This window comes from Sporosarcina koreensis (genome assembly GCF_042655825.1).
GTDB lineage: Bacteria > Bacillota > Bacilli > Bacillales_A > Planococcaceae > Sporosarcina > Sporosarcina koreensis.
Window position 1 is genome coordinate 178,058 of the sequence record NZ_JBHSNP010000002.1, and the last position, 25,088, is coordinate 203,145.

The 25,088-nt window shown below is 48.0% G+C and carries 28 protein-coding genes; 24 read left to right on the forward strand and 4 right to left on the reverse strand.

Features of this window, described 5'->3' with window-relative positions:
- Positions 1–6: 6 nt before the first annotated feature.
- The 9 genes from ureG (at position 7) to ACFPTP_RS00895 (ending at position 8,163) form a co-directional block, all read left to right on the forward strand.
- Positions 7–633: an urease accessory protein UreG gene (ureG, locus tag ACFPTP_RS00855; protein WP_381441471.1), complete on the forward strand. Its 627-nt coding sequence runs from the start codon at positions 7–9 to the stop codon at positions 631–633.
- On the forward strand, positions 626–1,432 hold the full coding sequence (locus ACFPTP_RS00860) for an urease accessory protein UreD (RefSeq protein ID WP_381441472.1): 807 nt from the start codon (positions 626–628) through the stop codon (positions 1,430–1,432). The genes ureG and ACFPTP_RS00860 overlap by 8 nt, the downstream gene beginning before the upstream one ends.
- 15 nt (positions 1,433–1,447) lie before the next feature.
- On the forward strand, positions 1,448–3,022 hold the full coding sequence (locus ACFPTP_RS00865; protein WP_381441473.1) for an ABC transporter substrate-binding protein: 1,575 nt from the start codon (positions 1,448–1,450) through the stop codon (positions 3,020–3,022).
- Positions 3,012–3,983 carry an ABC transporter permease gene (locus ACFPTP_RS00870; protein WP_381441475.1) on the forward strand — a complete coding sequence of 324 codons (972 nt, stop codon included), beginning with the start codon at positions 3,012–3,014 and terminating at the stop codon, positions 3,981–3,983. Before ACFPTP_RS00865 ends, ACFPTP_RS00870 begins: the two co-directional genes overlap by 11 nt.
- On the forward strand, positions 3,980–4,792 hold the full coding sequence (locus ACFPTP_RS00875) for an ABC transporter permease (protein ID WP_381441476.1): 813 nt from the start codon (positions 3,980–3,982) through the stop codon (positions 4,790–4,792). Before ACFPTP_RS00870 ends, ACFPTP_RS00875 begins: the two co-directional genes overlap by 4 nt.
- Positions 4,785–5,531 carry an ATP-binding cassette domain-containing protein gene (locus ACFPTP_RS00880; protein WP_381441478.1) on the forward strand — a complete coding sequence of 249 codons (747 nt, stop codon included), beginning with the start codon at positions 4,785–4,787 and terminating at the stop codon, positions 5,529–5,531. Before ACFPTP_RS00875 ends, ACFPTP_RS00880 begins: the two co-directional genes overlap by 8 nt.
- A 17-nt stretch (positions 5,532–5,548) precedes the next feature.
- The gene (locus ACFPTP_RS00885; RefSeq protein WP_381441479.1) at positions 5,549–6,247 is read left to right on the forward strand and encodes an ABC transporter ATP-binding protein; all 699 of its coding nucleotides are present in this window, start codon (positions 5,549–5,551) and stop codon (positions 6,245–6,247) included.
- Between the two features lie 61 nt (positions 6,248–6,308).
- Positions 6,309–6,782: an acyl-CoA thioesterase gene (locus ACFPTP_RS00890; protein WP_381441481.1), complete on the forward strand. Its 474-nt coding sequence runs from the start codon at positions 6,309–6,311 to the stop codon at positions 6,780–6,782.
- A gap of 430 nt (positions 6,783–7,212) precedes the next feature.
- Positions 7,213–8,163, forward strand: coding sequence for a hypothetical protein (locus tag ACFPTP_RS00895; protein ID WP_381441482.1), 951 nt, complete (start codon positions 7,213–7,215; stop codon positions 8,161–8,163).
- Here the strand turns inward: ACFPTP_RS00895 and ACFPTP_RS00900 are convergent.
- Positions 8,160–8,528 carry a VOC family protein gene (locus tag ACFPTP_RS00900; protein ID WP_381441483.1) on the reverse strand — a complete coding sequence of 123 codons (369 nt, stop codon included), beginning with the start codon at positions 8,526–8,528 and terminating at the stop codon, positions 8,160–8,162. The genes ACFPTP_RS00895 and ACFPTP_RS00900 overlap by 4 nt on opposite strands.
- A 455-nt stretch (positions 8,529–8,983) precedes the next feature.
- Here ACFPTP_RS00900 and ACFPTP_RS00905 point away from each other — a divergent pair, with 455 nt between their 5' ends.
- The 11 genes from ACFPTP_RS00905 to ACFPTP_RS00955 all read left to right on the forward strand — a co-directional run bounded on the left by ACFPTP_RS00905 (position 8,984) and on the right by ACFPTP_RS00955 (position 20,301).
- Positions 8,984–9,766 (forward strand): hypothetical protein, encoded by a 783-nt coding sequence (locus ACFPTP_RS00905; RefSeq protein ID WP_381441485.1) that lies wholly within the window; start codon positions 8,984–8,986, stop codon positions 9,764–9,766.
- The gene (locus tag ACFPTP_RS00910) at positions 9,763–10,419 is read left to right on the forward strand and encodes a hypothetical protein (protein WP_381441486.1); all 657 of its coding nucleotides are present in this window, start codon (positions 9,763–9,765) and stop codon (positions 10,417–10,419) included. The genes ACFPTP_RS00905 and ACFPTP_RS00910 overlap by 4 nt, the downstream gene beginning before the upstream one ends.
- 2 nt (positions 10,420–10,421) lie before the next feature.
- Positions 10,422–10,790 (forward strand): GntR family transcriptional regulator, encoded by a 369-nt coding sequence (locus ACFPTP_RS00915; protein ID WP_381441487.1) that lies wholly within the window; start codon positions 10,422–10,424, stop codon positions 10,788–10,790.
- Entirely contained in the window at positions 10,783–11,502 is a 720-nt protein-coding gene (locus ACFPTP_RS00920) for an ABC transporter ATP-binding protein (protein WP_381441488.1), read from the forward strand. The genes ACFPTP_RS00915 and ACFPTP_RS00920 overlap by 8 nt, the downstream gene beginning before the upstream one ends.
- On the forward strand, positions 11,499–12,416 hold the full coding sequence (locus tag ACFPTP_RS00925) for an ABC transporter ATP-binding protein (protein ID WP_381441489.1): 918 nt from the start codon (positions 11,499–11,501) through the stop codon (positions 12,414–12,416). The genes ACFPTP_RS00920 and ACFPTP_RS00925 overlap by 4 nt, the downstream gene beginning before the upstream one ends.
- Positions 12,394–13,164 (forward strand): ABC transporter permease, encoded by a 771-nt coding sequence (locus ACFPTP_RS00930; protein WP_381441490.1) that lies wholly within the window; start codon positions 12,394–12,396, stop codon positions 13,162–13,164. Before ACFPTP_RS00925 ends, ACFPTP_RS00930 begins: the two co-directional genes overlap by 23 nt.
- Before the next feature lie 233 nt (positions 13,165–13,397).
- Positions 13,398–14,687, forward strand: a complete 1,290-nt coding sequence (locus ACFPTP_RS00935; RefSeq protein WP_381441491.1) for a S8 family peptidase — start codon at positions 13,398–13,400, stop codon at positions 14,685–14,687.
- Positions 14,688–14,819: 132 nt separating this feature from the next.
- Positions 14,820–16,058 (forward strand): helix-turn-helix domain-containing protein, encoded by a 1,239-nt coding sequence (locus tag ACFPTP_RS00940; protein WP_381441492.1) that lies wholly within the window; start codon positions 14,820–14,822, stop codon positions 16,056–16,058.
- The gene (locus ACFPTP_RS00945; RefSeq protein ID WP_381441493.1) at positions 16,055–16,213 is read left to right on the forward strand and encodes a hypothetical protein; all 159 of its coding nucleotides are present in this window, start codon (positions 16,055–16,057) and stop codon (positions 16,211–16,213) included. The genes ACFPTP_RS00940 and ACFPTP_RS00945 overlap by 4 nt, the downstream gene beginning before the upstream one ends.
- Before the next feature lie 567 nt (positions 16,214–16,780).
- A complete protein-coding gene (locus tag ACFPTP_RS00950; protein WP_381441495.1) occupies positions 16,781–17,800 on the forward strand; it encodes a nuclease-related domain-containing protein in 1,020 nt (339 codons plus the stop codon).
- Between the two features lie 563 nt (positions 17,801–18,363).
- The gene (locus tag ACFPTP_RS00955; RefSeq protein ID WP_381441496.1) at positions 18,364–20,301 is read left to right on the forward strand and encodes a DUF2207 domain-containing protein; all 1,938 of its coding nucleotides are present in this window, start codon (positions 18,364–18,366) and stop codon (positions 20,299–20,301) included.
- Between the two features lie 39 nt (positions 20,302–20,340).
- Here the strand turns inward: ACFPTP_RS00955 and mscL are convergent, their stop codons facing one another.
- Positions 20,341–20,718, reverse strand: a complete 378-nt coding sequence (gene mscL, locus ACFPTP_RS00960) for a large-conductance mechanosensitive channel protein MscL (protein ID WP_381441497.1) — start codon at positions 20,716–20,718, stop codon at positions 20,341–20,343.
- A gap of 91 nt (positions 20,719–20,809) precedes the next feature.
- On the opposite strand from mscL, the gene ACFPTP_RS00965 reads away from it, so the two are divergent.
- Positions 20,810–21,031 carry a transcriptional regulator gene (locus ACFPTP_RS00965; protein ID WP_381441498.1) on the forward strand — a complete coding sequence of 74 codons (222 nt, stop codon included), beginning with the start codon at positions 20,810–20,812 and terminating at the stop codon, positions 21,029–21,031.
- Positions 21,032–21,034: 3 nt separating this feature from the next.
- Here ACFPTP_RS00965 and ACFPTP_RS00970 read toward each other — a convergent pair whose 3' ends face one another.
- A complete protein-coding gene (locus tag ACFPTP_RS00970) occupies positions 21,035–21,367 on the reverse strand; it encodes an MGMT family protein (protein ID WP_381441499.1) in 333 nt (110 codons plus the stop codon).
- Between the two features lie 83 nt (positions 21,368–21,450).
- On the opposite strand from ACFPTP_RS00970, the gene ACFPTP_RS00975 reads away from it, so the two are divergent.
- The gene (locus ACFPTP_RS00975) at positions 21,451–22,002 is read left to right on the forward strand and encodes a hypothetical protein (RefSeq protein ID WP_381441501.1); all 552 of its coding nucleotides are present in this window, start codon (positions 21,451–21,453) and stop codon (positions 22,000–22,002) included.
- Positions 22,003–22,013: 11 nt separating this feature from the next.
- Here ACFPTP_RS00975 and ACFPTP_RS00980 read toward each other — a convergent pair whose 3' ends face one another.
- Positions 22,014–22,673: a phosphatase PAP2 family protein gene (locus tag ACFPTP_RS00980; RefSeq protein ID WP_381441502.1), complete on the reverse strand. Its 660-nt coding sequence runs from the start codon at positions 22,671–22,673 to the stop codon at positions 22,014–22,016.
- A gap of 86 nt (positions 22,674–22,759) precedes the next feature.
- Here ACFPTP_RS00980 and ytxJ point away from each other — a divergent pair, with 86 nt between their 5' ends.
- On the forward strand, positions 22,760–23,686 hold the full coding sequence (gene ytxJ / locus ACFPTP_RS00985; protein WP_381441503.1) for a bacillithiol system redox-active protein YtxJ: 927 nt from the start codon (positions 22,760–22,762) through the stop codon (positions 23,684–23,686).
- Positions 23,687–24,000: 314 nt separating this feature from the next.
- On the forward strand, positions 24,001–25,062 hold the full coding sequence (desA, locus tag ACFPTP_RS00990; protein WP_381441505.1) for a Delta(5) desaturase DesA: 1,062 nt from the start codon (positions 24,001–24,003) through the stop codon (positions 25,060–25,062).
- The last annotated feature ends 26 nt before the right edge of the window (positions 25,063–25,088 follow it).

A 25,088-nucleotide genomic window follows, 5' to 3' on the forward strand; every position in this document is an offset into this window, starting at 1 on the left:
CTATATATGAAACCAGTACGTATCGGCATCGGGGGTCCCGTCGGTTCGGGCAAGACATCGCTCGTCGACGCATTGACACGCGCGATGCATGAAGATTATAACGTTGCAGTTATTACAAATGACATCTATACTCGCGAGGATGCTCAATACCTCATGAAGCACGGTGTGTTGGATGAAAATAGGATTCTTGGAGTGGAGACTGGCGGATGCCCGCATACGGCAATCCGTGAAGACGCTTCTATGAACTTCGCGGCCATCGATGATTTGAAGGAACGGTTCAAAGATCTCGATATCGTTTTCGTCGAGAGCGGTGGGGACAACCTGTCGGCAACATTCAGCCCTGAGCTTGTAGATGGGTATATCTACGTGATCGACGTTGCGGAAGGACAGGATATACCGAGAAAAGGCGGGCCGGCGTTAACAAGATCCGATCTGTTATTGGTCAATAAAACGGACCTTGCACCGCATGTCGGCGTCGATCTTGAACAGTACGAGAGCGACGTGAAGAAGATGAGGGACGGTCGTCCTTACGTCTTGGCGGATGTTCGGACACGGAAAAATGTCGATCAGATCGTCAATTGGATCAAACGGAATATGCTCCTAGAAGGTGCAGGGACAGCAAGTGGTGAGTAAATTGACCCGGAGGCACCATAATGGAAAGCTGGATATGGTGTTTGAGCCGAGACGAGGCTATACCCGGATGCCGCATGTATTCCAGCAGCCTCCTTTGAAGGCGAGCCGAGAGCTGTATGAGGGCACGGACCCTACAGCAACGGTCTTTGTGATGGAATCATCGGGCGGAATGGTGGCAGGCGACCGCAATGATATCTCAATCCGCCTGTTGCCGGGAAGCAAAGCGCGGATCATTCAGCAATCGGCATTGAAAGTATACCGGTCGCATACAGGTGAAACTTGCGTGCAGCAGATTGACGTGGAAGTTGAAGAAGAGGCGCGTCTCGAATGGATGCCGGAAGTGATCATCCCATTCGCGGATTCCAAGTTCCAGATGGAAACGACGATCCGTCTGGCAAAAGGCGCAACATTGCTTTGGGGTGAAATCATCGCACCCGGCAGGGAGATGCGTGGAGAAGTATTCGATTTCTCTTCATTGAAATCAATGATGAAAATCTATGTCGAAGGGGAGCTGCTCGCATTCGACAGCCTTCGTTTCGTTCCTAAGGATTTACATCTTAATGGACTTGGTTTACTTGAAGAGGCATTGTATGTCGGCTCCATTTGGCTTGTTTCGGAAAAGGCAGATGATATCGATCTACGGGCGATTCAAGAAGCGTTGAAAGTCGGTGACGGATTAAGGGCTGGTGTAACAAGACTTGCGGGAAATGCAGTGCATTGCCGCTTTCTCGGAGTCAATCAATGGAGGCTGCAGCAGGAAATGAAACGCGTCTTTTCCGAGCTGTCTGCGCTCATATAATATTCGGGGGAAACTATGGAAAAACGAAAATTATTGATAGTTTTTATCGGGATGCTTCTGCTCATCGCCTTAGCGGGATGTGGAAAAAAAGCGGCGCCTGTCGCGAAAGAAAATAGTAACAACCTCATCTACGCCTCGGAGTCCGAGTTCGATGGGTTGAATCCAATCCTCGAGGAAACGAACGTGGACGCTCTTCTTTTCCGCGGCCTTTTCCGTTTTGATGAAAACAACGAACCGAAAGCCGACATCGCAGAGTCGTTCAACATGTCTGATGATAAATTAACGTATACATTCAAGCTGCGGGAGGACATCCGGTTCCACGACGGTGAACCGCTCACTGCAGAGGATGTCATCTTTACGATTGAAAGTGTGTTAGATGACAAGAATGCTTCGTTCCTGAAATCTGATTTCATTGAAGTAGAGTCATTGAAAAAAATCGGTGACTATGAATTCGAATTGAAGCTGAAGCGTCCTTTCACGCCGATTTTGGATAAGCTCACATTGCCGATTTTGCCGAAGCATGCATTTGAAGGCGTGGAAATGCGTACGGCGGAGTTCAATACGCATCCGATCGGTGCTGGGCCATATCAGTTCGACCGATGGGACCGCGGAAACAGCTTGACGTTGAAAGCGTATGAGCATTTCCATGGTGTGAAGCCATCGATCGAGAAAGTCATTTTCAAATTCATTCCCGACAGCAATGTGCGGGCATTGCAACTCGCTTCGGGTGAAGTCGATATCGCCCTGCTCGATCCGGTGCAAGTCGGTGAATTGGAGAAGCGCGATCATGTGAAAATATACGATATCGATACTGCGGATTACCGTGGGATCCTTTTCAATATGCAAAATGATCTTTGGCAAGATGTACGGGTGCGGCAAGCATTCAGCTATGCCATCGATCGGGCGCAAATTGTGAAAGGCATTTTGAAAGGCTTCGGGGAAGAAGCTTATTCGCCGCTTCAGAAGCACGCCTATCATAATGAAAACATTGAAAAGTACACGTATGACATTGCACATGCCGAAGTATTGCTGGACGAAGCAGGCTGGGAGAAATCGGACGACGGCTTCCGTTATAAGGACGGCCAGAAGCTGAGCTTCACGATCACAGCACCTGCGTCCGACGCGGTCCGTGTCAATATGGCGAACTATGTCGCTGAAGGCTATAAGTCGATCGGTGCGGATGTCGACATGGCGGCGCTTGACTGGAGCGCTATCACGATTGAAGATACGGATGCGTTCATGATCGGGTGGGGCAGCCCGTATGACGCGGATCACCATACGTACATCTTGTTCCATTCAGCGGAATCGAGTTTGACGGGATCCGGTTATAATTTTGGAAGCTACTCGAATGCAAAAGTGGATGCGTTGCTTGAAAAAGGACGTTTATCAATGGACGAGCAGGAACGGAAAGCAAGCTATATGGCCTTCCAGGAAGAATTGGCGAACGATCCGGCATTCGCATTTATCGCTTATGTCAATGCGGTCTATGGCATTCACGGAAATATCGAAGGCGTGAAGGAACGAACGCTTGGCCACCACGGCTCCGGTTTCCTTTGGAACGTCGAGGAGTGGAAGTGGAATGACCGTTAAATGGATTGGGAAGCGCATGATGTTGGGGATTCTTGTCCTCTTCATCGTGAGCTTCCTCTCTTTTTTCATTATGCATGCAGGGCCGGGAAGCTCCGCAGCAGCGTATTACGGAGGTAATGCCCAAACGTTGACCGCCGCTGAAAAAGAACGGATCAGCAAGGCTTTTGCGCTGGATCGACCGCTGATCATCCAATATGGGGCGTGGCTTAAAGAGACGGTGCAAGGGAATCTCGGCATGTCCGCTAAGGAGGGCCGTCCTGTCGCTTTGATTCTCGGGGAACGGCTGCCAAATACGCTGCTATTATTCGGTGCTTCGATGTTTTTTATTATCATCGGGTCCATCTGGCTCGGGATGGCGGCGGGCATGAAACCAGGGTCGTTGCTCGATAGGGGCTTATCGACTTTCAGCATCGCCTCCTCTTCCATCCCGGCGTTTTGGCTCGGAATTTTATTCATTTATCTATTCGCTGTCACGCTTGGTGTCTTGCCGTCATCCGGAACGAGAAGCCTTGGCGGGGACGGCGGTTTTGTCGATAAAATGAAACACCTCGTCATGCCTGCATCAGTCGTTGTGCTGACGCATGTCGGCCTGTATGCGCGTTTCCTTCAGGAAAGCGTCAAAGCCGAAATCGGAAGCTATTACGTGATGGCGGCGAGGGCGAACGGTGTGGAAGAGCGGGAAATCAGGAGGGGCGTGTTGCGCAATGCCTTCATCCCTTATTTGAATTACCTCGGGGTGACCGTCCCTTCGTTTTTCGGCGGTTCTGTCATTGTGGAAGCTTTGTTTTCCTGGGCGGGCCTTGGCCAGATGCTCGTGAAATCCGTCATGGCGAAGGACTATCCGTTGCTCATGGGAGGCATCATGCTGACGGGCTTGATTGTCGTCGTCAGCTTGTTTGTCATTGACGTGCTGATGTTTATGCTAGATCCGAAGCTCCGGAAAAAGGAGTTGGTCGGATGAAATCGAGGAAGAAACTGGTTTTCTGGTGCTCGGTTCCCGGCCTGATCCTCGCCTTGACATTGTTTTCGGATATTTTGGCAACACAGCCCGTGAATGAAATGGATCTGGACGCTGTTTATACGCCGCCTGGAGATGGGCATCTGTTAGGAACGGACCATCTTGGCCGGGATGTCTATTCGCGTTTATTGCAAGGCGGAAAAGTGACGTTGGCAGTTGCTTTCTTGTCTGTCGCCTTGTCATTTGTCATTGGTGTCATCTATGGGGGCATCAGCGGGTATGTCGGCGGATGGCCGGACAGCGTCATGATGCGGATACTGGAAGCCCTTATTTCAATCCCTTCCCTCATTTTCGTCTTGGCATTCCAGGCGATCATGCAAGGCGGCATGTGGGGGATGACGTTCATCATTGGTGTCACCGGGTGGTTTACGACCGCGCGGATTGTCCGCTCGGAATTCATCCGACTGAAGGACACTGAATATGTGAAGATGGCAAGGATGTTCAGGACGCCTATCTGGAAAATCCTTACCGGCCATCTGTTGCGCAATAGTCTGCCGCCGCTGTTCGTCGTGACAATCTTCAATTTAGCGGGGGCGGTTTTCATTGAAGTGTCCCTCAGCTTCCTTGGAATCGGCATCCCTCCTTCCGTTCCGTCGTGGGGAAATATGCTGTACAATGCCCAAAACGATCTGTTGATCGGTGCATGGTGGATCGGCATATTTCCTGGATTGCTCATCTTTTTGACGATCCTTTCCATAAACTTTATCGGCGAAGCGTTGAAGGATCCCGGGAGGAGGCGTTTCCATGCTTGAGGCAAGAGATCTATCGATTGACATCAATGGAGCGACTGTCGTGAAAGGCAGCTCGTTTTTCATTCCGAAAGGCAAAGTGACGGCGATGATCGGCGAAAGCGGCAGCGGGAAAAGCATGACGGTTGCGGCATTGCTCAGGATACTGCCTGCTGGCGCGCTAGCTTCCGGCGAAATAAGGTTTATGGGCATGAACTTGTTGAAAGCGACGGATGAAGAGATGGCGGCTTTGCGGAAAAAGGAATTCTTCACAATCTTTCAGGACGCTTCAAACAGCTTCAATCCGAGTGTGAGGATGGATCGGCAACTGTATGCATTCTCCGCGGGGAGGATTGGCGATGATCACGAAGCCTTCCGTAAGAAAATGAAGGAAATTCTCGGGAAGCTGAGCTTGTCCGCGGACATATTAGACCGATATCCGTTCGAATTATCAGGCGGGATGCTGCAACGGTGCATGATTGCATGTGCCCTATACGTCGAACCAGCCTTGCTCATCGCAGATGAACCGACGTCAGCGCTCGATAAAGTCGTACAGAAGGAATTTCTGAAATGGCTCCGTCTGTTGAATGAAAGCGGGACTACGGTGCTGATCATTACACATGACCTGGATGTTGTCGCAGATGCGGCGGATGAAATGATCGTCATGCGAAAAGGCGAAATCGTCGAGACAGGCACCGTGGCGGATGTCTTGGAGAGGCCGGCGCATGAGTATACGAAGCGGTTGCTGGCTAGCCGGTTTTAGGAAAGGGGCGTAGAAATTTGCTTAGAGTTGAACATCTTTCGAAAAGCTACGGCAGGGGAAAACAGCGGAAGACTGTTCTCCACGACATCAATTTGTCGGTCGGGGAAGGGGAGCTCGTTGGTATCGTCGGCGAAAGCGGCAGCGGGAAAAGCACGCTTGCGCGTCTCATTATGCGGCTAGAGACTGTGGATGAAGGGATAATTTCATTCTCTGATACGGATGATTTCTATGCCTCCTGCCAAATCGTCTTCCAAAATGCAACTGCAGCAATGAATCCCTCCTGGACGGTCCGTGACATATTGAAGGAGCCTCTTCGAACGATGAAGGGGAATCGGGATGCGTATATCCGTGCGATGCTTGATCGGGTGAGTTTGGAAGAGAAGCATTTGGATCGGCGCCCTTCTGAACTAAGTGGCGGTGAACGGCAGCGGGTGAACTTGCTGCGCTCGATGCTTGTGGAGCCGAAACTGCTCATTTGCGACGAGATCGTTTCTAATCTGGATCGGTTGATCCAAAAGGAGATTGTCGAGCTGATTCAGCGGTTGAACCGGGAGACGGGCATGGCAATTCTGTTCATTTCCCATGATTTAAAAGTCGTGCAGCATTTATGCGACCGGGTGTATGTGATGGAAGGCGGGATGATTATCGAGGAAAGCGTGAAGCAGGATGGCCGCTTTTCATTCACACACCCTTATTCCCTCATGTTATTCGAGTGAGCTTGTTCAAGATTAGCGGATGCGGGTATACTGGAAGGTAGTAGGTAAAGGAGATGGAACTATGGAACAACGACCGATGAGTCATTCACGCACAATCATTACGAAGCTAGTATTGCCGCCGGATGCGAACCATCTGGATACGATTTTTGGTGGGAAGGTCTTGGCGTACATAGACGAAATCGCCGCCATTACGGCAATGAAGCATGCGAATAAAGCAGTCGTCACGGCCTCTATCGATTCGGTCGATTTCCTGTCGTCCGCAACGGTCGGGGATGTGCTCGAACTGGAAGCGGTCGTCAGCTCGACGGGCCGCACTTCAATGGAAGTTTTCGTAACGGTACATTCGATGAATCTGTTGACAGGTGCGACAAAGCTGACAACGGAGTCATTCCTGACGATGGTCGCCATGGATGAAAACAATAAACCGACACCGGTTCCGGGCGTCTATCCGGAAACCGAAGCCGAAAAACGGCTATTCGATACAGGCCCTGCACGCCGGGATCACCGGAAACTGCGCCGGGAAATTAAACATTGATGGAAAACCGCCTGAGAGGGCGGTTTTTTTATGTGGGGAAAACTGCACCGCGGAGATCTTTTCCTATATGTATTTGCCGGTCGCGTTAGAGTGCTTTTGACAAATAACGGGGTTGAATAACGGGGCTTGCCAGTGGAGGGGAAGTTATGCGCAACTTTGGCTGGATTATGAGCAACTTTTGGCTAGGAATGCGCAACTTTGATGGAGGTATGCGAGATTTTTCATGAGTTATGCGCAACTTTTGATGAGTTATGATCATTTCGAGACTTTATACCTATGCAGATTGCGGTTCATTCTTGGTTCGTTTTAGTTGGTCAAAGGCATTTGGCGTGAAGAGATGCCCGCTTGGAAGATAAACTTGCCGCGTCCTCAAGCATTAATTGAAACTTCAACTAATCTTCCTCCGTATATAAAGAAAGGAGTGATCACGATGAGGGCGGATATTCATGAACGGCAAATGGAGCTGACGATGCTGCGGAATGAGAGGAATCGGGTGAAGCGCCGGCTTGACGGGGCAGAAGTGCAATACAAGGAAGCAGTCCGGCTGCGCGATCGCCTGCACCGGCAGCTGTCGAAGGAGCAACAGGATGTAGTGAAGTTGGGCAAGTTTTCATTTGCAAATAAAATCAAAGAGTGGACAGGCAAATGGGATGAACAGATGGAAAAGGAAATCAATGAGGTCGCGGAAGCCGAGCTGAAATACAATGAAGCCGAAAAGACGGTGACGGATTTGGAAGCAGAAGTCGGACGGCTGCGCTCAGAGATGAATCGTGATGATTTCCTTTATATTGATGAGGATTGGAACGATTTCTTGAAAGAGAAGGAAGCGTGGATCCGGAAAAACGATACAGTGGCGAATGGCACGCTGCAGAAAATTGCCGATGACCGCGTGCGTGTCCGTTCATTGGTGAGAGAAATTGACGAGGCATATGAAGCGGGTGATAAAGCGAAGCGGGCATTGGACGCAGCGCTCGATAAGCTTGGCAATGCGGAAGGGTTGTCCGTGTGGGATACGTTTTTAGGCGGCGGGCTCATCGTTTCGGCGCTGAAGTATTCGGAAATGAACAGCTCGGATGACCATGTACACCGCGCGCAACGGGCATTGCGCCATTATGAAACGGAATTGATGGATGTCCAAAATGCCGCGACAGAATCATTTAATGTGAATCATAACGACTTTTTCACATTTACGGATATATTCTTCGATAACATTTTCTCCGACTGGGCGGTCCACTCACGGATCACGGACGCGAAAAGCAAGCTGAACACTGTGCTTCACGACGTCCGCCGCGTGCAAGACCAGTTGCGGCGGAAGCGCGATGAAGCGATGGAAGAATTGAACCGGCTGGATCAGCAGGAGAAGGATATTATTGTGTCTTAATCAAACTCCAAAAACTCGATCCGGTTGCCGAACGGGTCATGTGTGAAGAAGCGGGCGCGTCCTGCGATCGGCGGCTCTTCTGAAATTTCAAATCCGGCTGTTTCCAATCGGGATTTCAATTGTTCAAGCGCATGCACGGTGAAGCCGGGATGCGCTTTCTTAGCGGGTGTGAAATCCGCCTGAACGCCGATATGGACTTCCTGCGCGCCACATTTGAACCAGCAGCCGCCACGCGCCTGCAGGTTTTCGGGCTTCGGGATTTCTTCCATGCCAAGCAGGTTGCCGTAAAATTCACGTGCTTGCTCTTCCGATTGTGGAGGTGCCGCGATTTGGATATGGTCGATGCCAGTGAGAAATTCAGTCATAGTCATTCGCCCCTTTTGTGTTGTTATCTCCAGTGTAGAGGAGATGGATAGGAGAAGCTATGACGGGAAATGAAACGATATGTATAAGGGTTGCTTATGTATTATTGAGTTTGCGATAAGTTACCCAGAGAAATCCCTTTGGCAGCCTCTTTTGTCGCGATAAATGCCTTTGACAAACTAAAAAGCTCTTTTAATGGGGTGGTCCATTAGTCCCGAAATGACGATATAAATGTGAAAATGACCGATAACTTCCTAGAAGTGACCGATAAACTCGCCCAAATGATCGATAACTTCTGGGAAATGACCGATAACTTGCGGGAATTGATCGATAACTCCACACACCCACCAAACAAGGACTTTCTCTTCATTTCACACGAATCATTCAATTTCCTTTACATTCCAGCATACAGTAGTGTACTATGTAACTAATACACCAACACAGAAGGGGGAGGCATATGAAGCAGTGGAATGGTTTATTGCAAAAGGAATGGATTCAGTGGAGATTGACTCTGCTCGTGCTGGCAATTCTGATGGTGACATGGTTGTTCACGCTGCCGACCATTGCCGGATGGCTTGCGGCGGATGACATTGCCGTTTTTGAGATTACGATGGTCGTTTGTTTTATGGCAGCGGCTTTCGGCAGTTTGGTGCCAGTCATTTCATTCGCAATCATGTTTAATCGGGAAATGAAACGGCCGGATTTATGGCTGCATTCGACGGCCACAACGATGACGCTTGTCGGAATGAAAATGACGATGGCTGCTCTCATTGGGGCAGCAAGCCTGATCATTCCAACAGCCGTTGTCGCCATCCGATATGCGTTCATGCGGCCAACGGTTACGACGTTCGAGGAGCTGCTGTTTTTCGGCAGCGTATTCATCGGCTTCATTTTCCTAGGCTCGCTCATGTTCATGGTCGTCGGCTTTTTCTTCATCGTGCTCGATCATATGCTCAAACGGTTTTTAAAGGGATTCTCCATAGTTATTACGCTTGTCTTGTTCGTCCTGTCGATCAGAGTGTACGGGGAAGTCGTCAGTTCAGACCTTTATAAGAGACTCAGCGAATTTGGAAAGATCGATTTGATGGCAATTAAAAACCCGACGATCGAAATCGAGTACGGATATTTCGCGTATACCGACACGGTTGTATATGCCGGTGATTTATTATGCGCCGTACTCTTTACAGTCGGCCTGTTACTGGCAGGCATTACGTTATTCGATAGGAAGGTGAAGCTATGACGGGCTGGAATGGTTTATTGAGAAAAGAATGGGTGTCCCTAAAGTATTCAGTTGTCATCTTTGTCGTCATTTTCATTGGGCTTGCTGTTTCAAGTTTTACACCTGCGGCGGTTGGCGGCATTGTTGATTCGAATGAGCTTGACCATTTTTTCACGACAATCCTTATGTTTTCAGGCATAGCATTATTTCTCCATAGCCTGCAAGTGGATTTGAAGCGGCCTGATGTATGGCTGCATTCCCCCGCTCCAATATGGAAGCTTTTATTTGCGAAAATGGCAATGGCGCTTCTTGTCGTGATGGGATTAGTTCTAATCTGGGGTGGTATAGGGGTGGTCGCCTATTTCATAGGCGGTTTCGCAGGGTTTGTCCCAGGGGTGATCACAGTGCAAAAATTGCTGGTCTCTTCCATTTTCATGATGACGGCGAGCATGCTTATATGGGTGATCTATAAAGTTATAGAAATTAGACTTGGTTGGCTGGCAGCAATACTTTCTCTCATTCCTATCTTTGTTTTTGGAATGGTGATATGGGGATTCCTGACGGTTGTGTTGAAGACGATGGAACCCCTTGCCAGCACGTTCATATACCTCGCCGTTTCATTCGTATTATTCGCAAGCGGAGCAATCCTGCTTGAAAAGAAAGTGAGGTACTGACGATGAGCATTGATTTTTCTCCGGATAAACCGATTTACCAGCAGCTCATCGACCGGATTTTAGGGGATATTATGCGCGGCACGCTTGCAGCGGGGGAGAAGTTGCCGTCCGTCCGTGAGTACGCAGTGGAAGCCGGCGTCAATGCAAACACGATGCAGCGCGTATATAAGGAGTTGGAGCAAATGGAGATCACCGAGACGAAAAGGGGGCAGGGGTCGTTCGTGACGGAGGATCAGGAAAAGATCGCGGCGCTGCGGGATGAAATGAAAGAACAGCTCGTGACGACATTCCTTCAAAGCGTGGCGGCTTTCGGATTCACAACGGATGAAATTATTAAGAGCCTGCAGGAACGGGGTGGCGAAAATGATTGAGTTGAAAAGTATCATTAAGAAATACGGCAGCAAAAGGGCGTTGCACGACGTGACATTATCAATTCCAAGGGGAAAAGTGATCGGCCTTGTCGGTGAAAATGGCAGCGGGAAGTCGACATTATTGAAGCTGATGGCGGGTTTGCTGACGCCGAATTCCGGGACTGCGACATTTGACGGAAAGCCGATCACCCGGCAGATTGCTGCTCGTATTGCGTATATGTCCGACACGGATGCGTTTTATCCGTATTTCACAATACAGCAACTCGTTGATTTCTATGATTCGCAATTCGAGGATTTTGACGACATAAAAGCGAAGGAAATTCTTCAGTTCCTGAACATGTCACTTGATTCGAAAATGAAAAATCTGTCCAAAGGGAACCGGGGACGTGTGAAAATCGCAGTGACGCTTGCACGGGAAGCCGATGCTTATTTGCTGGACGAACCGTTTTCCGGCCTTGACCCGATGGTGCGGGATGATATTGCGAAAGGGCTCATCCGCTTCACAGACACGGAGCGCCAGACAATCATCATGTCGACGCATGAAATCCGGGAAGTTGAGCCGTTGCTTGATGAAATCATCGTCATGCGGGGCGGGCGGGTGATCGCCCATGAGGCGGTCGACGAAATCCGCGACTTCTACGGAATCGATGCAACGAGCTGGATGGTGTCGTTATTCAAAGATCAGCAAGTGGAAAGGGAGTTGGGAAAATGAAACCGGTAGTGGAATTGAAGAATTTATCCAAGACGATTCGAAGCAAGAAGATCATCGACAATTTGAATTTATCGCTGTATCCGGGTCAGATTACGGGCTTCCTCGGTCCGAACGGGGCGGGGAAAACGACGACAATCCGTATGATGGTCGGGCTGATGAAGCAGACAGGGGGCGACATTGTCATCGAAGGGGTGTCTCTCCGTGACGATTTCGAGGAAGGCCTTTCGAAAGTCGGCGTCATCGTTGAAAACCCGGAAATGTATAAGTTCATGTCGGGTTATAAAAATTTAGTGCATTTCGCGCGCATGCATAATGGCGTGACAAAGGAGCGGATTGATGAAGTCGTCCGCCAAGTCGGAATGCAAAATCGGATCCACGAGAAAGTGGGGACGTATTCGCTGGGGATGCGCCAGCGTCTCGGTTTGGCACAGGCGCTTCTGCACCGCCCGAAGTTCCTGATTTTGGATGAACCGACAAATGGACTGGATCCTGCGGGAATCCGCGAATTCCGCCAATACTTGCGTAAAATTGCCGAAACGGAAGGGGTATCCGTCTTCGTTTCCAGCCATATGCTCTCCGAAATCGAACTCATGTGTGACCGGATTGCCATCATCCAAAATGGCAAGCTCATCGATATCCGTGAAATGTCCGAGACACGGGAGTCGTTCTATTATATTGAAGCGTCGCCGGCGGAAAAGGCGAAGCAACTGCTTCTTGACGGAGGATTTACGGTTGAAGCGTTTAAAGACGGGATGCTCGTCAATGCGGAGCAGCACCAAATTCCGGGCTTGGTCGAGTCGTTCATTGCCGAAGGGCTGCAAGTGTATGCGGTTCAGCCGCACCGGAAGACGTTGGAAGACGAGTTCCTCGAAATGACTGGAGGTGGCCAGATTGCTGAAGCTTATGCAAAATGAATGGATGAAATTGTGGAATAAAAAAGGGACTTGGGTCATGACCGGCATTCTCATCATCATTACTACTGGCATGATGGGCTTGATGAAATGGATCAGTATGCAGGAGAATATGGGCGGCAATTTTACAAGGGAAGGGATGATCCAGGATCCGTCATCGCTTGGCGGAACCGTCCTGTTGCTGACAGTCATCGTCGCAGCGGGCATCGTCGCATCCGAGTTTTCACAAGGGACGATCAAGATGCTGCTGACACGTCCGGTGAAACGGTGGAAGATTCTTTTATCCAAATTCCTTACAGTGAATCTGTTCGGCATGCTCCTCATGCTGATCGGCTATGTTGTCTACATCCTGCTGGCGATTCTATTATTCAAGTCGGATGCAGGCGCTGGTCTGTCAAGTTGGTCGGTTTGGAGCAAAAGTCTGTATATGCTGCTTCTTTCATTCTGCAGCGTATTCGTCACAGCAACCTTCGCATTCACGGTTGGCAGCGTTTTCCGTTCCAGCTCGCTTGCCATCGGCTTGTCGCTGTTCATTTATTTCACCGGCTCGACAATCAGCGCGTTGCTTTCGCAATATGAAATTGCGAAGTACTTGCTTTTCACACATATGGACTTAACTCAATTCGAAACAGGCATGATGTTAATCCCTGACTTAACGATGCCATTTTCGTTCGCCGTATTGGCTGTTTACATGGTCGCTTTCCTCGTCATCAGCTTTTCAACGTTCATAAAACGAGATGTTACTGCTTGATTGGTAGGTATAATCAGATAGGAAATGCCCGATTTGCCCAACACCGGTTGTAGTCAGAGCCGGTGTTTTCTAGTTCATTCGAATCAAAAAACTGCCTAAACAGGGGCGGATAGATAGAGACGGAAGCGCGTAAACTGTCGAATCCTATCGGATTTTTCCCAATTTCCTATAGTCGGAATGTTTGCTACAGTGAAGATAGCAACACCGAATCTATTAGGAAAAGAGGAGAATGAATGAAGAAGCCATTGAAGGTCCTCGCAGCAATTGCATTAACGGCAAGTATGCTTGGTCCGGCAGGAAGCGTGTTTGCAAAGGATGATTTCCGGGATTTCAAAGAGGATCAAATGAAGCAAAGGGGCGAAACGTTCCGCGTACTTATCACGGCAACAAGTGACCAAGAATTGCAACAGCTTCAACAAAGCTACGAGCTGCGCAATGAGTTCGACGGCCATTCCTACACGACGGACGTGACAGCGAAAGAATTCGAGGCGTTGCAAAATCTACCACATATCACTGTCGAAAAAGTGGACGTCCTATCCATCCAGATCGATCCATCATCCTTGAAGGTGAATGATGAAATGGACGCAGCTGCGGCTAGCCAGTCCGTTCCTTGGGGAATCAAAGCGATCTACAACGACAATAATTTAACATATACGACAGGCGGCTCGAACGTAAGAATCGCCGTGCTTGATACAGGCGTCAATGTGAACCATAGCGACTTATACTACAATGCGGAACAATGTAAGGATTTCACACAAAGCGCATCGCTTGTGAATAATACATGCACCGACCGAAACGGGCACGGAACCCACGTGGCCGGAACTGCCTTGGGCGAAGGCGGCGATGACAGAAGAGGCGTTTACGGAGTGGCCCCGAATGCAAAGCTTTGGGCGTATAAGGTACTGAACGACTCCGGAAGCGGCTATGAGGATGACATCGCGAATGCAATCCGCCACGCGGCAGATCAGGCATATTCCCAACGAGTGAACGTAGTCATCAACATGTCCCTCGGTTCGAACGGAGAAAGTTCGTTGATCACGAATGCTGTCAATTACGCTTATGACCGCGGCGTATTGATTGTAGCAGCGGCAGGAAACGACGGCTTTTCACCTGGTTCGATCGATTATCCGGCAGCCTTGCCATCAGCAATTGCTGTCGCCAACCTTGAAAATCGGTTGGAAAACGGCACATTCCGAGTCGCCAACTCGTCTTCCCGCGGACATTCAAGAACGGCCGGCGACTATGTCATCCAAACGGGAGATGTTGAATTGTCAGCACCTGGCACGTCCATCTTCTCGACTTGGTACAACGGCGGGTATGCAACAATTAGCGGAACATCTATGGCAACACCGCATGTGGCAGGACTGGCGGCGAAAATCTGGGCTGAAAATCCAAGCTTCACAAACGTTCAGCTTCGCTCCAACTTGCAAAATCGTGCGAAATCATATGACATCCTCGGCGGTTATCATGCCGGAAGAGGAGATGACATTGCATCCGGATTCGGATTCGCAAGAGTACGTTAACATAGCCTCCTAATGAAAATCCCATACATTAGGCCGAAAACAGTCCCTTACTCCCCTGGGACTGTTTTCTCATGTATTCAATTAATGGAAATGATATGTTTTGAATAGTAAGAAATCAAAGGGGTGCTAATGATGAATGTCGGATCCATCCTAAAATACTACAGAATGAAAAACAATTTGACACAAGGCGAGCTCAGCAAGGGCGTCTGCTCCATTTCCCATTTAAGCAAAATCGAGTCGAATAAATACATTCCCCATACCGAAACAATCAATGAACTGTTCAAACGGATGGGCATTGAATGGGAGCGGGAAGTGGATACATATGCATACTGGAAAGAGAAATTGGAAACGTTCATCATGCACTCGGTCTATTACGACTTGAAATCGATGGAAGAGGTATATATAAAACTTTCCGCGCAAGAAGACTATTTGCAATCGACAGATTTGGTGAACCGGTACGAGCTCTATAAATTGCGTTATTATTTATTCAAACAGGAAATTCCCCGCGCAACCCAGCAAGTTTCTATCTTGAAACGAATGGAAAAGTCGTTCACGGACTATGAAAAAGGAGTTTCCAAAGTCATCTACCTCATGTACGACACCTTCACACAAAACTTTGCAGAGGCGGAAAGTCGATTGGAACAAATTGAAGAATACCGCGAACGAATCCCCGTCATGTTCGAAGGGGAGGTATTTTATCAAAAAGCCTATTTGCTCCATAATCGGGCGCACTACAGCAGATCGACATACTTTGCAGAAATGGCTGTTGACCACTTCCGGAAGGATTGCAATTATATCCGCCTGCTTCACGCCCAGCTGCTGCTCGCCATCAATTATACAAACCGCGACTTCATCTTGCAGGCGGCCGGCTTATTCAAAACGATCCTCCGCAATGCGAAGATGATGGAAATGGACCAGCTGTACCAAGGGGCACTCTATAATTATTCGGTTTTGCAAAATCGCCGAGGCCTCCATAAGTCTGCATATGAAATGCTGCATGAATTAAAAGCGCTGTTGGAACCGGGAACCGATTATTATCAAGCGGTCCTCATTCACCTGCTGCACACCGCAACGGAAGCAAATATTGACATGGATCCGTTGATTGATGAATTGGATGCAATTGCGCAGAGGAAAGAAGACCCATATTTGTTGACGTTGTTAACCTACTTTAGAAAGATGAAAATTTCCCAACCAGAACTTTTCGACTTTTGTGAACAAACTGCATTTCCTTTTCTCGTAAAATATGGTTATATAGGAGAAGCAAGAAGCATGGCCTGGAAATTGGCAAACTATCATCGCTCCATTGGGAACAATGAAAAAGCGGATAAGTATAGTTTGTACTACTACGCGGAAGGAGATGACGAGTCATGAGAAAGAAATTGTCCATCCTGCTATTGGCAGCACTATTTGCAACCTTTGCCGGATCGGGAACCGCTCTGGCGATGGAACAGAATGACAGTGTCGATGCAACTGCAAAAGGCAGGGAAAACTTTAAGCCACCTGAAATCCTGCCTCCACAAGTGTAATACCTAAACAAGGTGTCCTCTAGCCGGGGACACCTTTTCCATTTGCATGCAAAAAAAAAGCACTTCAACAATCACTTATGATTGTTGAATGTGCTGACAAGACCAAATGTTGTGCCCAGGATGATAAAAGCGAACAACGTGTACATGATGAATAGGAACCACATGAAGACTTCACTCCTTTTTATCGTAAATCCTACCTTCCATTGTAGCATCAGTTATAGGCAGAGGCAACGGGCGACACAAGGATGTCGGAATTTGCAGTTTGTGCATGAGTGGTGCTTGATGGGATGGGTCGGAAGTCCTGAAATGATCATAACTAGTTAAAAGTTGCGCATAACTCACCCGAAGATGTGCAAAACGTCGCCGAATTGCATCATAACCTGCTTGAATTCGCGCAAAAGAGCCCCTAATTTGCTCAAAGCTACATGAAAGGCTTCCTCGGTTAAACAGGAACGCGTGTTGAAGCGGAAAATTGATACTGTATTCGTTCGTGAAAATTAAATTTTCGGTTAATTGATAGTATAACGTACGATAGCATGTTACGATGTGAGTAGGAGGTGGAGCTTATTGATAGTTAAAAGAAAATCATTGCCGCTCAAATTGTTAGGACTTGAAGCGCTAGTAAAAAGATTGCCGGAACACCATCCAGCCGAGGAAAATCTAATGCAGGAGATTCGTAAAGTTCGTGCGGGAGAAAATGGAGAGAGGATTCTAGAAAGCATTTTCAATAAGTATGGTTTTCCGTTTGAACATTACATACTACATGATTTGAATCTACAATCGTCCGGCAAGTTTCAAATCGATACGCTTTTTCTATCAAGTAGAGGCGCGGTTGTATTAGAAGTAAAAAATATCGCCGGCCGAATCGAATTTCCACAAGATCAGAACCAGCTTGTGCGAGTTTTAGAAAATGGACAAGTTGATGCATTTGAATGTCCATCAGTGCAGCTTGAACGGAACATAATGCTTTTGAAAGATTGGTTTTTTGAAAAAGGTTATTCAATCCCAATCAAAGGTGCTGTTGTTTTCCCCAGACCGCAGCAAAAATTTGAAAATGTACGCAAGAATTTAACGCTTTTATTCCCCTATGAAATACCGGTTTACTTAAGAAAGCAGAAGGAGACTCCCCCATCTCTTGATTCGAAAACCCTCAAAGCAGTAGTGAAAGACCTCACAAACGATCATCGTAGATACAATTCATTTCCCTTAATTCAAAACTACAATATCCAACGAGCAGAATTGGTACCAGGCATTCGTTGTGAAAAATGTGCTACCCATGGAATGCAGACAATCCATAGTGGTTGGGGCTGTAAAAGTTGTGGTCATGTCGACAAGCTCGCACATATTCAGGCGCTCCTGGAATACTGCATGTTGGTCGATTTTCAATTCACGAACAAGGACATCCGAAACTTTTTTCGGACCGATAACAAAGATAGAGTTTCAAGGATATTGAAACATTTGGAAATCCCCTCAATAGGTGAAAAAAGAGGTGTCAAGTATGCAGTCGGGTTACGTGATCTTGAAAGGCTATTTGATGTGCAAAAAGGCAGACCTCAAGAAATGCTTAGACAGGCGATAGTAAGATAACCAAATCGCCTGTTTCAAACGTGTATTGGAAGAGGATTTTGTTGTGGAAGTGGAGACTAACGAGTTGGTGTTTGCAGGTTGAACTTCCCGGAATGATAATAAAAATTGCGCATAAATAGAAACACTCGGGATCAACCCCTTGTTAATGTGTCAAAAGCATTTGGCGCACCATGATGAAGGGAGCTGCATAGAAAAATTCTGCGTAAATAGTATGCTCGCGGGGAGTTTTTGATTGCCCTAGGTACTAGTAAACTCGCGCTGAATGCCTTTGACAATCTAGTTAGGAATAATAACGGGGGAATCCCGTCGAAAAGGAAAACGTTTAATGTGAGTCGGAAGTCCCGAAGTGATCATAACTAGTAAAAAGTTGCGCATAACTTACCTGAAGATGCGCAAAACGTCGATGGATTGCGTCATAACCTATCTTAATTTGCGCATATCCAGTCCGAAAGTGCGCAAAACTTTTTTATTGCCGCAAAAAACATGCCAAATCTCCCTATTAGAATTTTAATTGAAACCCTCTGCCTGCATGCCTCGTATGAGATTGAAAGGAGGTGGTCGTGGTGAGAAAGCTATTCGTTTTCATAATGGCATTATTCCTGGTATTCCCTATAAACGCCATCGCAAAGTCTTACACCATTGATCGGGTGCAGATCAAGGGGTGGGTGCAGCCGAATGGCGATATGTTGGTGAATGAGGTGTTCACCTATACGTTGGATGGGGCGTTTTCGCGGTTGTCGCGGTCGTTCCCGGAGAAACATCGTGGGCAGATCAATCAGTTCGAGGCATATCTACTCGACGGACGCAATCCGGTAGTCGGGGAGATCGAAGAATCCGCGTTAACGAAAGCGGCGGTGAACCGCGAAGGGAGTACGTACCGGACAGCTATCAGTGCGGAAAATAAAATCGTTTCCATTCTGTACGTCTACACGATGAAGAACGCCGTAACCTCATACGATGCATATAGCGATTTGTCCGTCATCTATTTCGAGAGCGGAGACAATCACGATGCGGATCTGAACAATGTGGACATCACATACGTGTTGCCGGGCGACGCAGGGGATGACCGCATTCATGGATTTATGCACGACCGGGAAGGGCAGGTGCGGAAGGCTTATCGCGACGGGATTTCGTTTCATACGCCCAAGTCGTCCGCATATACAGTGACGGAGACCCGCGTGCTGTTCCCTTCGGAAATTATGACCGATCAGCAAAAAATTGCGGAGCCGATTTCATTCGAGGAAGCAATCCGGCACGAGCAGCAGCTCATCGATAAAAATCAATCCAGATGGGCGAAGATTCCCGCTGTGGAAAAAGCGGCGAATGGCCTTGGCATGTTCTTCATCGCACTAACCATCTTAATTCTTCTGCTGAGGCAACGGGTATTCTCCCTGTTCGGCAACACCGATCTCGTCCTGCAAACCGATCCGACGTATTTGGCTTTTGTCGATCAAAACGGCAAGTTCAATCGGAAAAGCTTTCTCTCGGGGCTGTTTTCGCTCGTCGAAAAAGGGATTGTCAAAGCGGAACTGGCGGATTCGGCGGCACGTTTCCAAGGGAAGGAAGGCGCCCCGGAAAAGACGCTCGTATTCAGACTGCTTCAATCGAATGAACAATTGAAGAAACTCAATCACAAATTATTGCCCCATGAGCAATATTTGGTGACATGGCTATTCAAAGGGAGGGTCGGTCATCGGAAATTCCATTTGCATGATATGGCGGGGCCATCCGTGCATGGCGATAAAGAGAACCGGACCTACTTGCGCAAGCAAAAACAATTCCATGAAAATCATAAAACCTGGCATGACGATGTGCTTCGCCTTATGGAGGATGCGGGGGCACTATCGACGAAGCTGCCGAAAGTGTTGAAGACGACGATCTTCCTCCTGCTTACGATCACAACGATGTTTGGGTTTTACGCGGATGGGGCTGGCGGTTGGGGAATTGCATTTCCTGCGATTGCCGCAGTCATCGTGTTTTACTTTTACATTACAAGCCCCGACAAGAAATGGCCAGCAATCCTGTTCTTTATCGGTATGTTTTCCATAGGCGCCCAAACCGTGGCTTTGGAAGTGACGAATGCAGTCCTATCCGCAATCGTCTGTGGTGCAATTTTATTTTTCTTAATTCCAAAAGCGATGCCGAGCTCGTTAACCGCGCTTTATACGAAGATGAGCATTACGAAATACAGATGGCAGTTGAAGCGGGGACTACCGGATTATCTCCATCAGGATGAAACCGATCGTTGGATTGCTCGTGCTTATTTATTGAATAAATCAAAGAAGAGGCTGCCGCGATTCAAACGTAGCTTGCCTGAATCCTCCTCACTGGCGCCCTTATTCGCATTGCAAGTGGATCCGCTTTATTTCACGTATTCTACTTGGGGTCCGATGTCCGTCAGCAAAAGCGGCTCTTCTTGGGGAGGCGGATCCTATGATTCCGGCAGTGGTTACAGTGGCGGAGGAGGAGATGGAGGCGGTGGCGGAGCAGGAGCTGATTAATAGAAAAAATGCCGGCTTGTAAAAAAGACCGGCATTTTTTCATTGTTTTTCTTTCAATAAATCACGAATTTCCTTCAATAATTCCTCTTTTGCATCAAGCGCAGGCTCTTCTTCCTTCGCGGGCTCTTCTTTCCGTTTGAATTTCATGAGTAGACGAACGAATAGGAAAATCGAGAAGGCGATGATGATGAAGTCTATGATGGACTGTAAAAATAGGCCGTATTTAAGTGGAGTCGCTCCGATTGTCATCTCTAGTTTGGATACGTCAACCTTTCCGGTGATTGCAACGAGGAGCGGCATAATGATGTTATCGACGAGCGATGATACAATTTTGCCGAATGCTGCCCCGATGACGACTGCGACTGCGAGGTCGAGTACGTTGCCTTTGAACGCAAATTCCTTGAATTCTTTCCACATATTTCACACCTCCTTTAAAGGGAATTTTAGTTGTTTTTCTCCACGCGTTCGCATACAATGAGAACAAATGTTCCGAACGGAGATGAAAGCTATGCGACAAGCTTTGCTCAAAATATGTCAGCGCCATGAATTGGCGGAAATGATCTATATGGGGGCGGATGGCGCCCTGACGAAAAGACGCGTGCGTATTCTTGCAGTCGGCATCGATTCATTCACGGCGTATTGCCTGTTGCGCCATGAAAAGCGTACGTTCAAAATAGAACGGGTCTTGTCCATCCAACGTGTCGTGAGCCGCGAACGTCAGGCGATTTGACTATTACCACATGAACTCCTCTTCAGGAAACCACCGATAGACTTTTAGGTCCAACTTGCCATTTTGCATAAACTCCACACCCTCTGCTTCCAGCAATTCCCGTTGAAAGCCGCCTTTTTCTTCACGGTCAGATGGAGTCGAGATGCCGCCTTGAGCATTGATGATCCGGTGCCAAGGCAAATCGTATTTGGCGCTCATCGAATGAAGGACCCTCACGACTTGCCTTGCCCCGCGCGGATTGCCTGCTGCACCGGCAACTTGTCCATACGTCATGACCCTGCCTGCAGGGATATCCCGGATAATCTGCACAACCCGTTCTGTAAATGGAAGAACCATGTCGAATCCTCTCCTAATGAAACTATTTAGCTCACCATATCGTACAGTATAGAAATGGAAAATAAAATAGGAGAGTGGTCATATTGGGCAGCTTGTTTGAGAAGCAGAGTTCGATCGGATATCTCATTAAAATTGCCGGAGTTGTCGTGATGGGATGGGGCGTCATCCAAGGGATCTTCACGCTAGTGATGATGACGCAAATAGGCGGGCAATTCATGAATGAATGGGGAGAAATGCACTACTATGGAGGCAGTCTTTCGGGTACCGCGTTGTTCGCTTTTCTTGGAATTATTGCAACGCACTTCCTTTATGGATTACTGATCATCGGATTCGGAGAAGTAATTGATACGTTGCAGAAGATTTATTTCCGAATGGACCCTCAAGCAAAGCGGCAATGGGAGGAAGAGCAGAAGGAGAAGGCGACTGTCTCACAGAAACATGAAGTGCCGTTTTGGGTGGAGCAGGAAGTGAAGGGTTATTACGAAAAAATGCAATCGAGCGTCCAATCAATCGAAAAGACAAGCGATGCATACGTATTCAAAGTTTCGGTCGATGAGCGTGTCGAATTTATCGAAGTGGGGAACTTCGAACCGCGCATCTTGTCTGACGAAGAGGCCGCTAAATTTAACGAATGAAAAGAGCCTCGTCACTGTTGGACGAGGCTGCGTTTCCTCTGCATTTGGAACTGCTCGAACAGCAAAGCTGAAAGTGTGAGCCAGAATGCGCTTGCGAACACGCCGCCGAGAATGTCGCTCGGATAATGGACGCCAAGATAGATGCGGCTCACGGCAATCATGCCGAACATGAAAAACGAAAAGATCACCAATATGACTCTGCCTACAGTCGAACGGATATGGCCCCATAGCAAATACGTGAATAATGCGTAAAGACTGAAGCTCATCATCGTGTGGCCGCTCGGGAAGCTGTAGCCTACTGCTTCGGCAAGCCTGTGGAATTCAGGACGCGCACGTTTGAAAATGAATTTCACTATTTGATTCAACACGCCTGTCCCGATCGTCGCAAAGAAAAAGAAATAGGCTTGTCCTCTGGCACGCAGCCCTAATAGTAGAAAGGCGGTCACCGCGACAATCAGAAGCATGACTACTTTCGTGCCGCCGATAGCTGTGAAAACTTGCATGAGTGACGTCAACCGCGGTGCCTCCCATCCTTGGACCGCATCGATGATTGCCCGGTCGAAGCCGCCAATCATATTACGAACGATCGCTGTCGCAACGATGGCGAAGGCAACTGCGAATAAAATACATAAACTAATGGCCACAGGAGGGCGAATGGGTGAACCCTTCAACTAGATCATCCTCTCTTATGCGACATATTGTACAGGAAAAGACAGGATTCCGCATATTGTAAAGCGGGAAAAGGAAGTGAGAATGTATGGAAATCGCCCTATTGTTTATAATCGCGTATCTAGCCGGAAACTTGCTGACTGCAACTGTAGTCGGAAAAATGGTGTTTCACCAGGATATCCGCAATTCCGGCAGCGGCAATCCTGGTGCGCGCAATGCGGGAAGGGTGCTCGGCAAGACCGCGTTTGTCATGACGTTCCTTGGAGACGCCTTAAAGGGAGCCATCGTCGTCATGCTCGCCAAATGGATGGGGATGGATGAATGGATTCAGCTGGTTTGCATTTTTGCCGTCATGGCAGGACATATTTTTCCGGTCGTCCATAAATTCCGCGGCGGGCAGGGGGTATCGACGTTCATCGGCGGGATGCTTGCATTCAACCCTCTCGTCGTCGCTTGTTTTGTTGTCGCATTCCTTGTCTTCTATCCTTTCCTGAAAAACTTCACGGCCGCGGGTTTAAGCGCCATGGCACTGTCGCCGCTTTTCCTTTTCGGAATGACGAAGGAATGGCCGCAAACGGTTGCCGCTATAATGGTAGTGGCTTTTCTATTATTTGCTCATCGGAAGGATTTACTTACGATCGCAAAAGGGTATAGAAAGAAAGACCATAGGGAAAGGAGAGTTCATCGAATGAAAGAGATCCGATCCATGGAAGATTGGGAGCGCGTGCGCGATCAATCTCAAAATGAACCCGTATTTTTAATGAAACATAGTGCGACATGTCCAGTCAGTGCAGCGGGATACCAGGTATTTGAAAAATACGAAACGGATATTCCGAAATACTATTTGATTGTCCAAAGAAGCCGGCCACTGTCAAATGAAGTCGAAAGCGAATTGGGCATACAACATGAAAGCCCGCAGCTGTTCTTAATGAAGGACGGCGAGGCGGTATGGCATGCAAGCCATTATGGGATCAGCGAATTTCATATCAAGTCAGCCGTCAAAGCGAACGGATGAAAGATGCAGGCATCTCTCTAATGGGGTGTCTGTTTTTTAGTGATTTGCGATAAGTCAAAAGTCCCGAGATGAGCATAACTGATGTAAAAATGCGCATAACTCCTCTAAATTTGCGCATTTCAAGCCAAAAGTTGATCATAAACCACTCGGAATCGCTCAAAACCACCTCAAATCGATATGGTTATGTGAAATACTTCACAATAAATGACACTTATCATATGCAAAGTGATGACGTTCATCTATTCTGTGACGCGCGCCTTCCGTTTACTATGAAGATAACGAATAAAACGAAATTCTCGAGGAGGCGTTCACAAATGAGCAAGGAAAAAACAAAGCAATTGCACAAAAATGTTGCACCCTATGCCAAATCGGATTTGAAAAAGAGTGTCATCCAACTGATCAATACGGTTCCGTCCATATTCCTTCTATGGTTTTTGGCGTATCAGAGTTTGTCGGTATCCATTTGGTTGACGTTTGGCATCGCAATTATCGCGGCGGGCTTTGTCGTGCGGACATTCATCATTTTCCACGACTGCACGCATGGTTCATTTTTCAAGAATAAAAAAGCGAATGACATCGTCGGGACGATTACTGGGATCCTCACATTGTTCCCATATGAAAAATGGAAACGCGAGCATGCGATCCACCATGCGACAAGCTCCAACCTCGACAAGCGGGGCGTCGGCGATATCTGGGTCATGACAATTGAAGAATACGTCGAAGCATCGAATTGGGAGAAATTCATGTACCGCTGCTACCGGAATCCACTTGTCATGTTCGGGCTCGGACCGTTGTATCTGGTGCTGATTACAGGCAGGGTCAACCGGAAAGATGCACGACCTAAAGAACGTAATAACACTTATTTGACGAATGTCGTCCTTGTAGCGCTCTATGCGTTCATGGTGTGGCTCGTCGGCTGGCAGGCATTCCTCATCGTGCAAGGCTCGATCATGTTTGTCGCGGCGGCGCTCGGCATCTGGCTTTTCTACATCCAACACACATTCGAAGATTCCTATTTTGAAGAGGAATCCGATTGGGATTATGTGAAGGCAGCGGTCGAAGGCAGCTCGTATTACAAATTGCCGAAAGTCCTTCAGTGGGCAACTGGCAACATCGGCTTCCACCACGTCCACCATTTAGCGCCGCGCGTTCCGAACTACAATTTGGAAATAGCGCACGAATCAACACCGCCTCTTCAAAGGGCGACGACAATCACAATTAAAACGAGCCTGGAATCGCTTCGCTACAAACTATATGATCCGGATAACAAACGGTTCATTACATTCAAAGAAGTGAAAAACGCGGTCAAACGGGCCACCCCAAGCATCGATTTGAATGAATTGAAGCCGAAACGAACAAGCTTTGACAGTAAATGAACAGATGCAGCCGCCTTTCGATGAGG

Coding starts and splice junctions, on each gene's coding strand:
- ureG (WP_381441471.1), top strand. CDS start 7: ATGAAACCAGTACGTATCGGCATCGGGGGTCCCGTCGGTTCGGGCAAG.
- ACFPTP_RS00865 (WP_381441473.1), top strand. CDS start 1,448: ATGGAAAAACGAAAATTATTGATAGTTTTTATCGGGATGCTTCTGCTC.
- ACFPTP_RS00870 (WP_381441475.1), top strand. CDS start 3,012: ATGACCGTTAAATGGATTGGGAAGCGCATGATGTTGGGGATTCTTGTC.
- ACFPTP_RS00875 (WP_381441476.1), top strand. CDS start 3,980: ATGAAATCGAGGAAGAAACTGGTTTTCTGGTGCTCGGTTCCCGGCCTG.
- ACFPTP_RS00880 (WP_381441478.1), top strand. CDS start 4,785: ATGCTTGAGGCAAGAGATCTATCGATTGACATCAATGGAGCGACTGTC.
- ACFPTP_RS00890 (WP_381441481.1), top strand. CDS start 6,309: ATGGAACAACGACCGATGAGTCATTCACGCACAATCATTACGAAGCTA.
- ACFPTP_RS00895 (WP_381441482.1), top strand. CDS start 7,213: ATGAGGGCGGATATTCATGAACGGCAAATGGAGCTGACGATGCTGCGG.
- ACFPTP_RS00900 (WP_381441483.1), bottom strand. CDS start 8,528: ATGACTGAATTTCTCACTGGCATCGACCATATCCAAATCGCGGCACCT.
- ACFPTP_RS00905 (WP_381441485.1), top strand. CDS start 8,984: ATGAAGCAGTGGAATGGTTTATTGCAAAAGGAATGGATTCAGTGGAGA.
- ACFPTP_RS00910 (WP_381441486.1), top strand. CDS start 9,763: ATGACGGGCTGGAATGGTTTATTGAGAAAAGAATGGGTGTCCCTAAAG.
- ACFPTP_RS00915 (WP_381441487.1), top strand. CDS start 10,422: ATGAGCATTGATTTTTCTCCGGATAAACCGATTTACCAGCAGCTCATC.
- ACFPTP_RS00920 (WP_381441488.1), top strand. CDS start 10,783: ATGATTGAGTTGAAAAGTATCATTAAGAAATACGGCAGCAAAAGGGCG.
- ACFPTP_RS00925 (WP_381441489.1), top strand. CDS start 11,499: ATGAAACCGGTAGTGGAATTGAAGAATTTATCCAAGACGATTCGAAGC.
- ACFPTP_RS00935 (WP_381441491.1), top strand. CDS start 13,398: ATGAAGAAGCCATTGAAGGTCCTCGCAGCAATTGCATTAACGGCAAGT.
- ACFPTP_RS00940 (WP_381441492.1), top strand. CDS start 14,820: ATGAATGTCGGATCCATCCTAAAATACTACAGAATGAAAAACAATTTG.
- ACFPTP_RS00945 (WP_381441493.1), top strand. CDS start 16,055: ATGAGAAAGAAATTGTCCATCCTGCTATTGGCAGCACTATTTGCAACC.
- mscL (WP_381441497.1), bottom strand. CDS start 20,718: ATGTGGAAAGAATTCAAGGAATTTGCGTTCAAAGGCAACGTACTCGAC.
- ACFPTP_RS00965 (WP_381441498.1), top strand. CDS start 20,810: ATGCGACAAGCTTTGCTCAAAATATGTCAGCGCCATGAATTGGCGGAA.
- ACFPTP_RS00970 (WP_381441499.1), bottom strand. CDS start 21,367: ATGGTTCTTCCATTTACAGAACGGGTTGTGCAGATTATCCGGGATATC.
- ytxJ (WP_381441503.1), top strand. CDS start 22,760: ATGGAAATCGCCCTATTGTTTATAATCGCGTATCTAGCCGGAAACTTG.
- desA (WP_381441505.1), top strand. CDS start 24,001: ATGAGCAAGGAAAAAACAAAGCAATTGCACAAAAATGTTGCACCCTAT.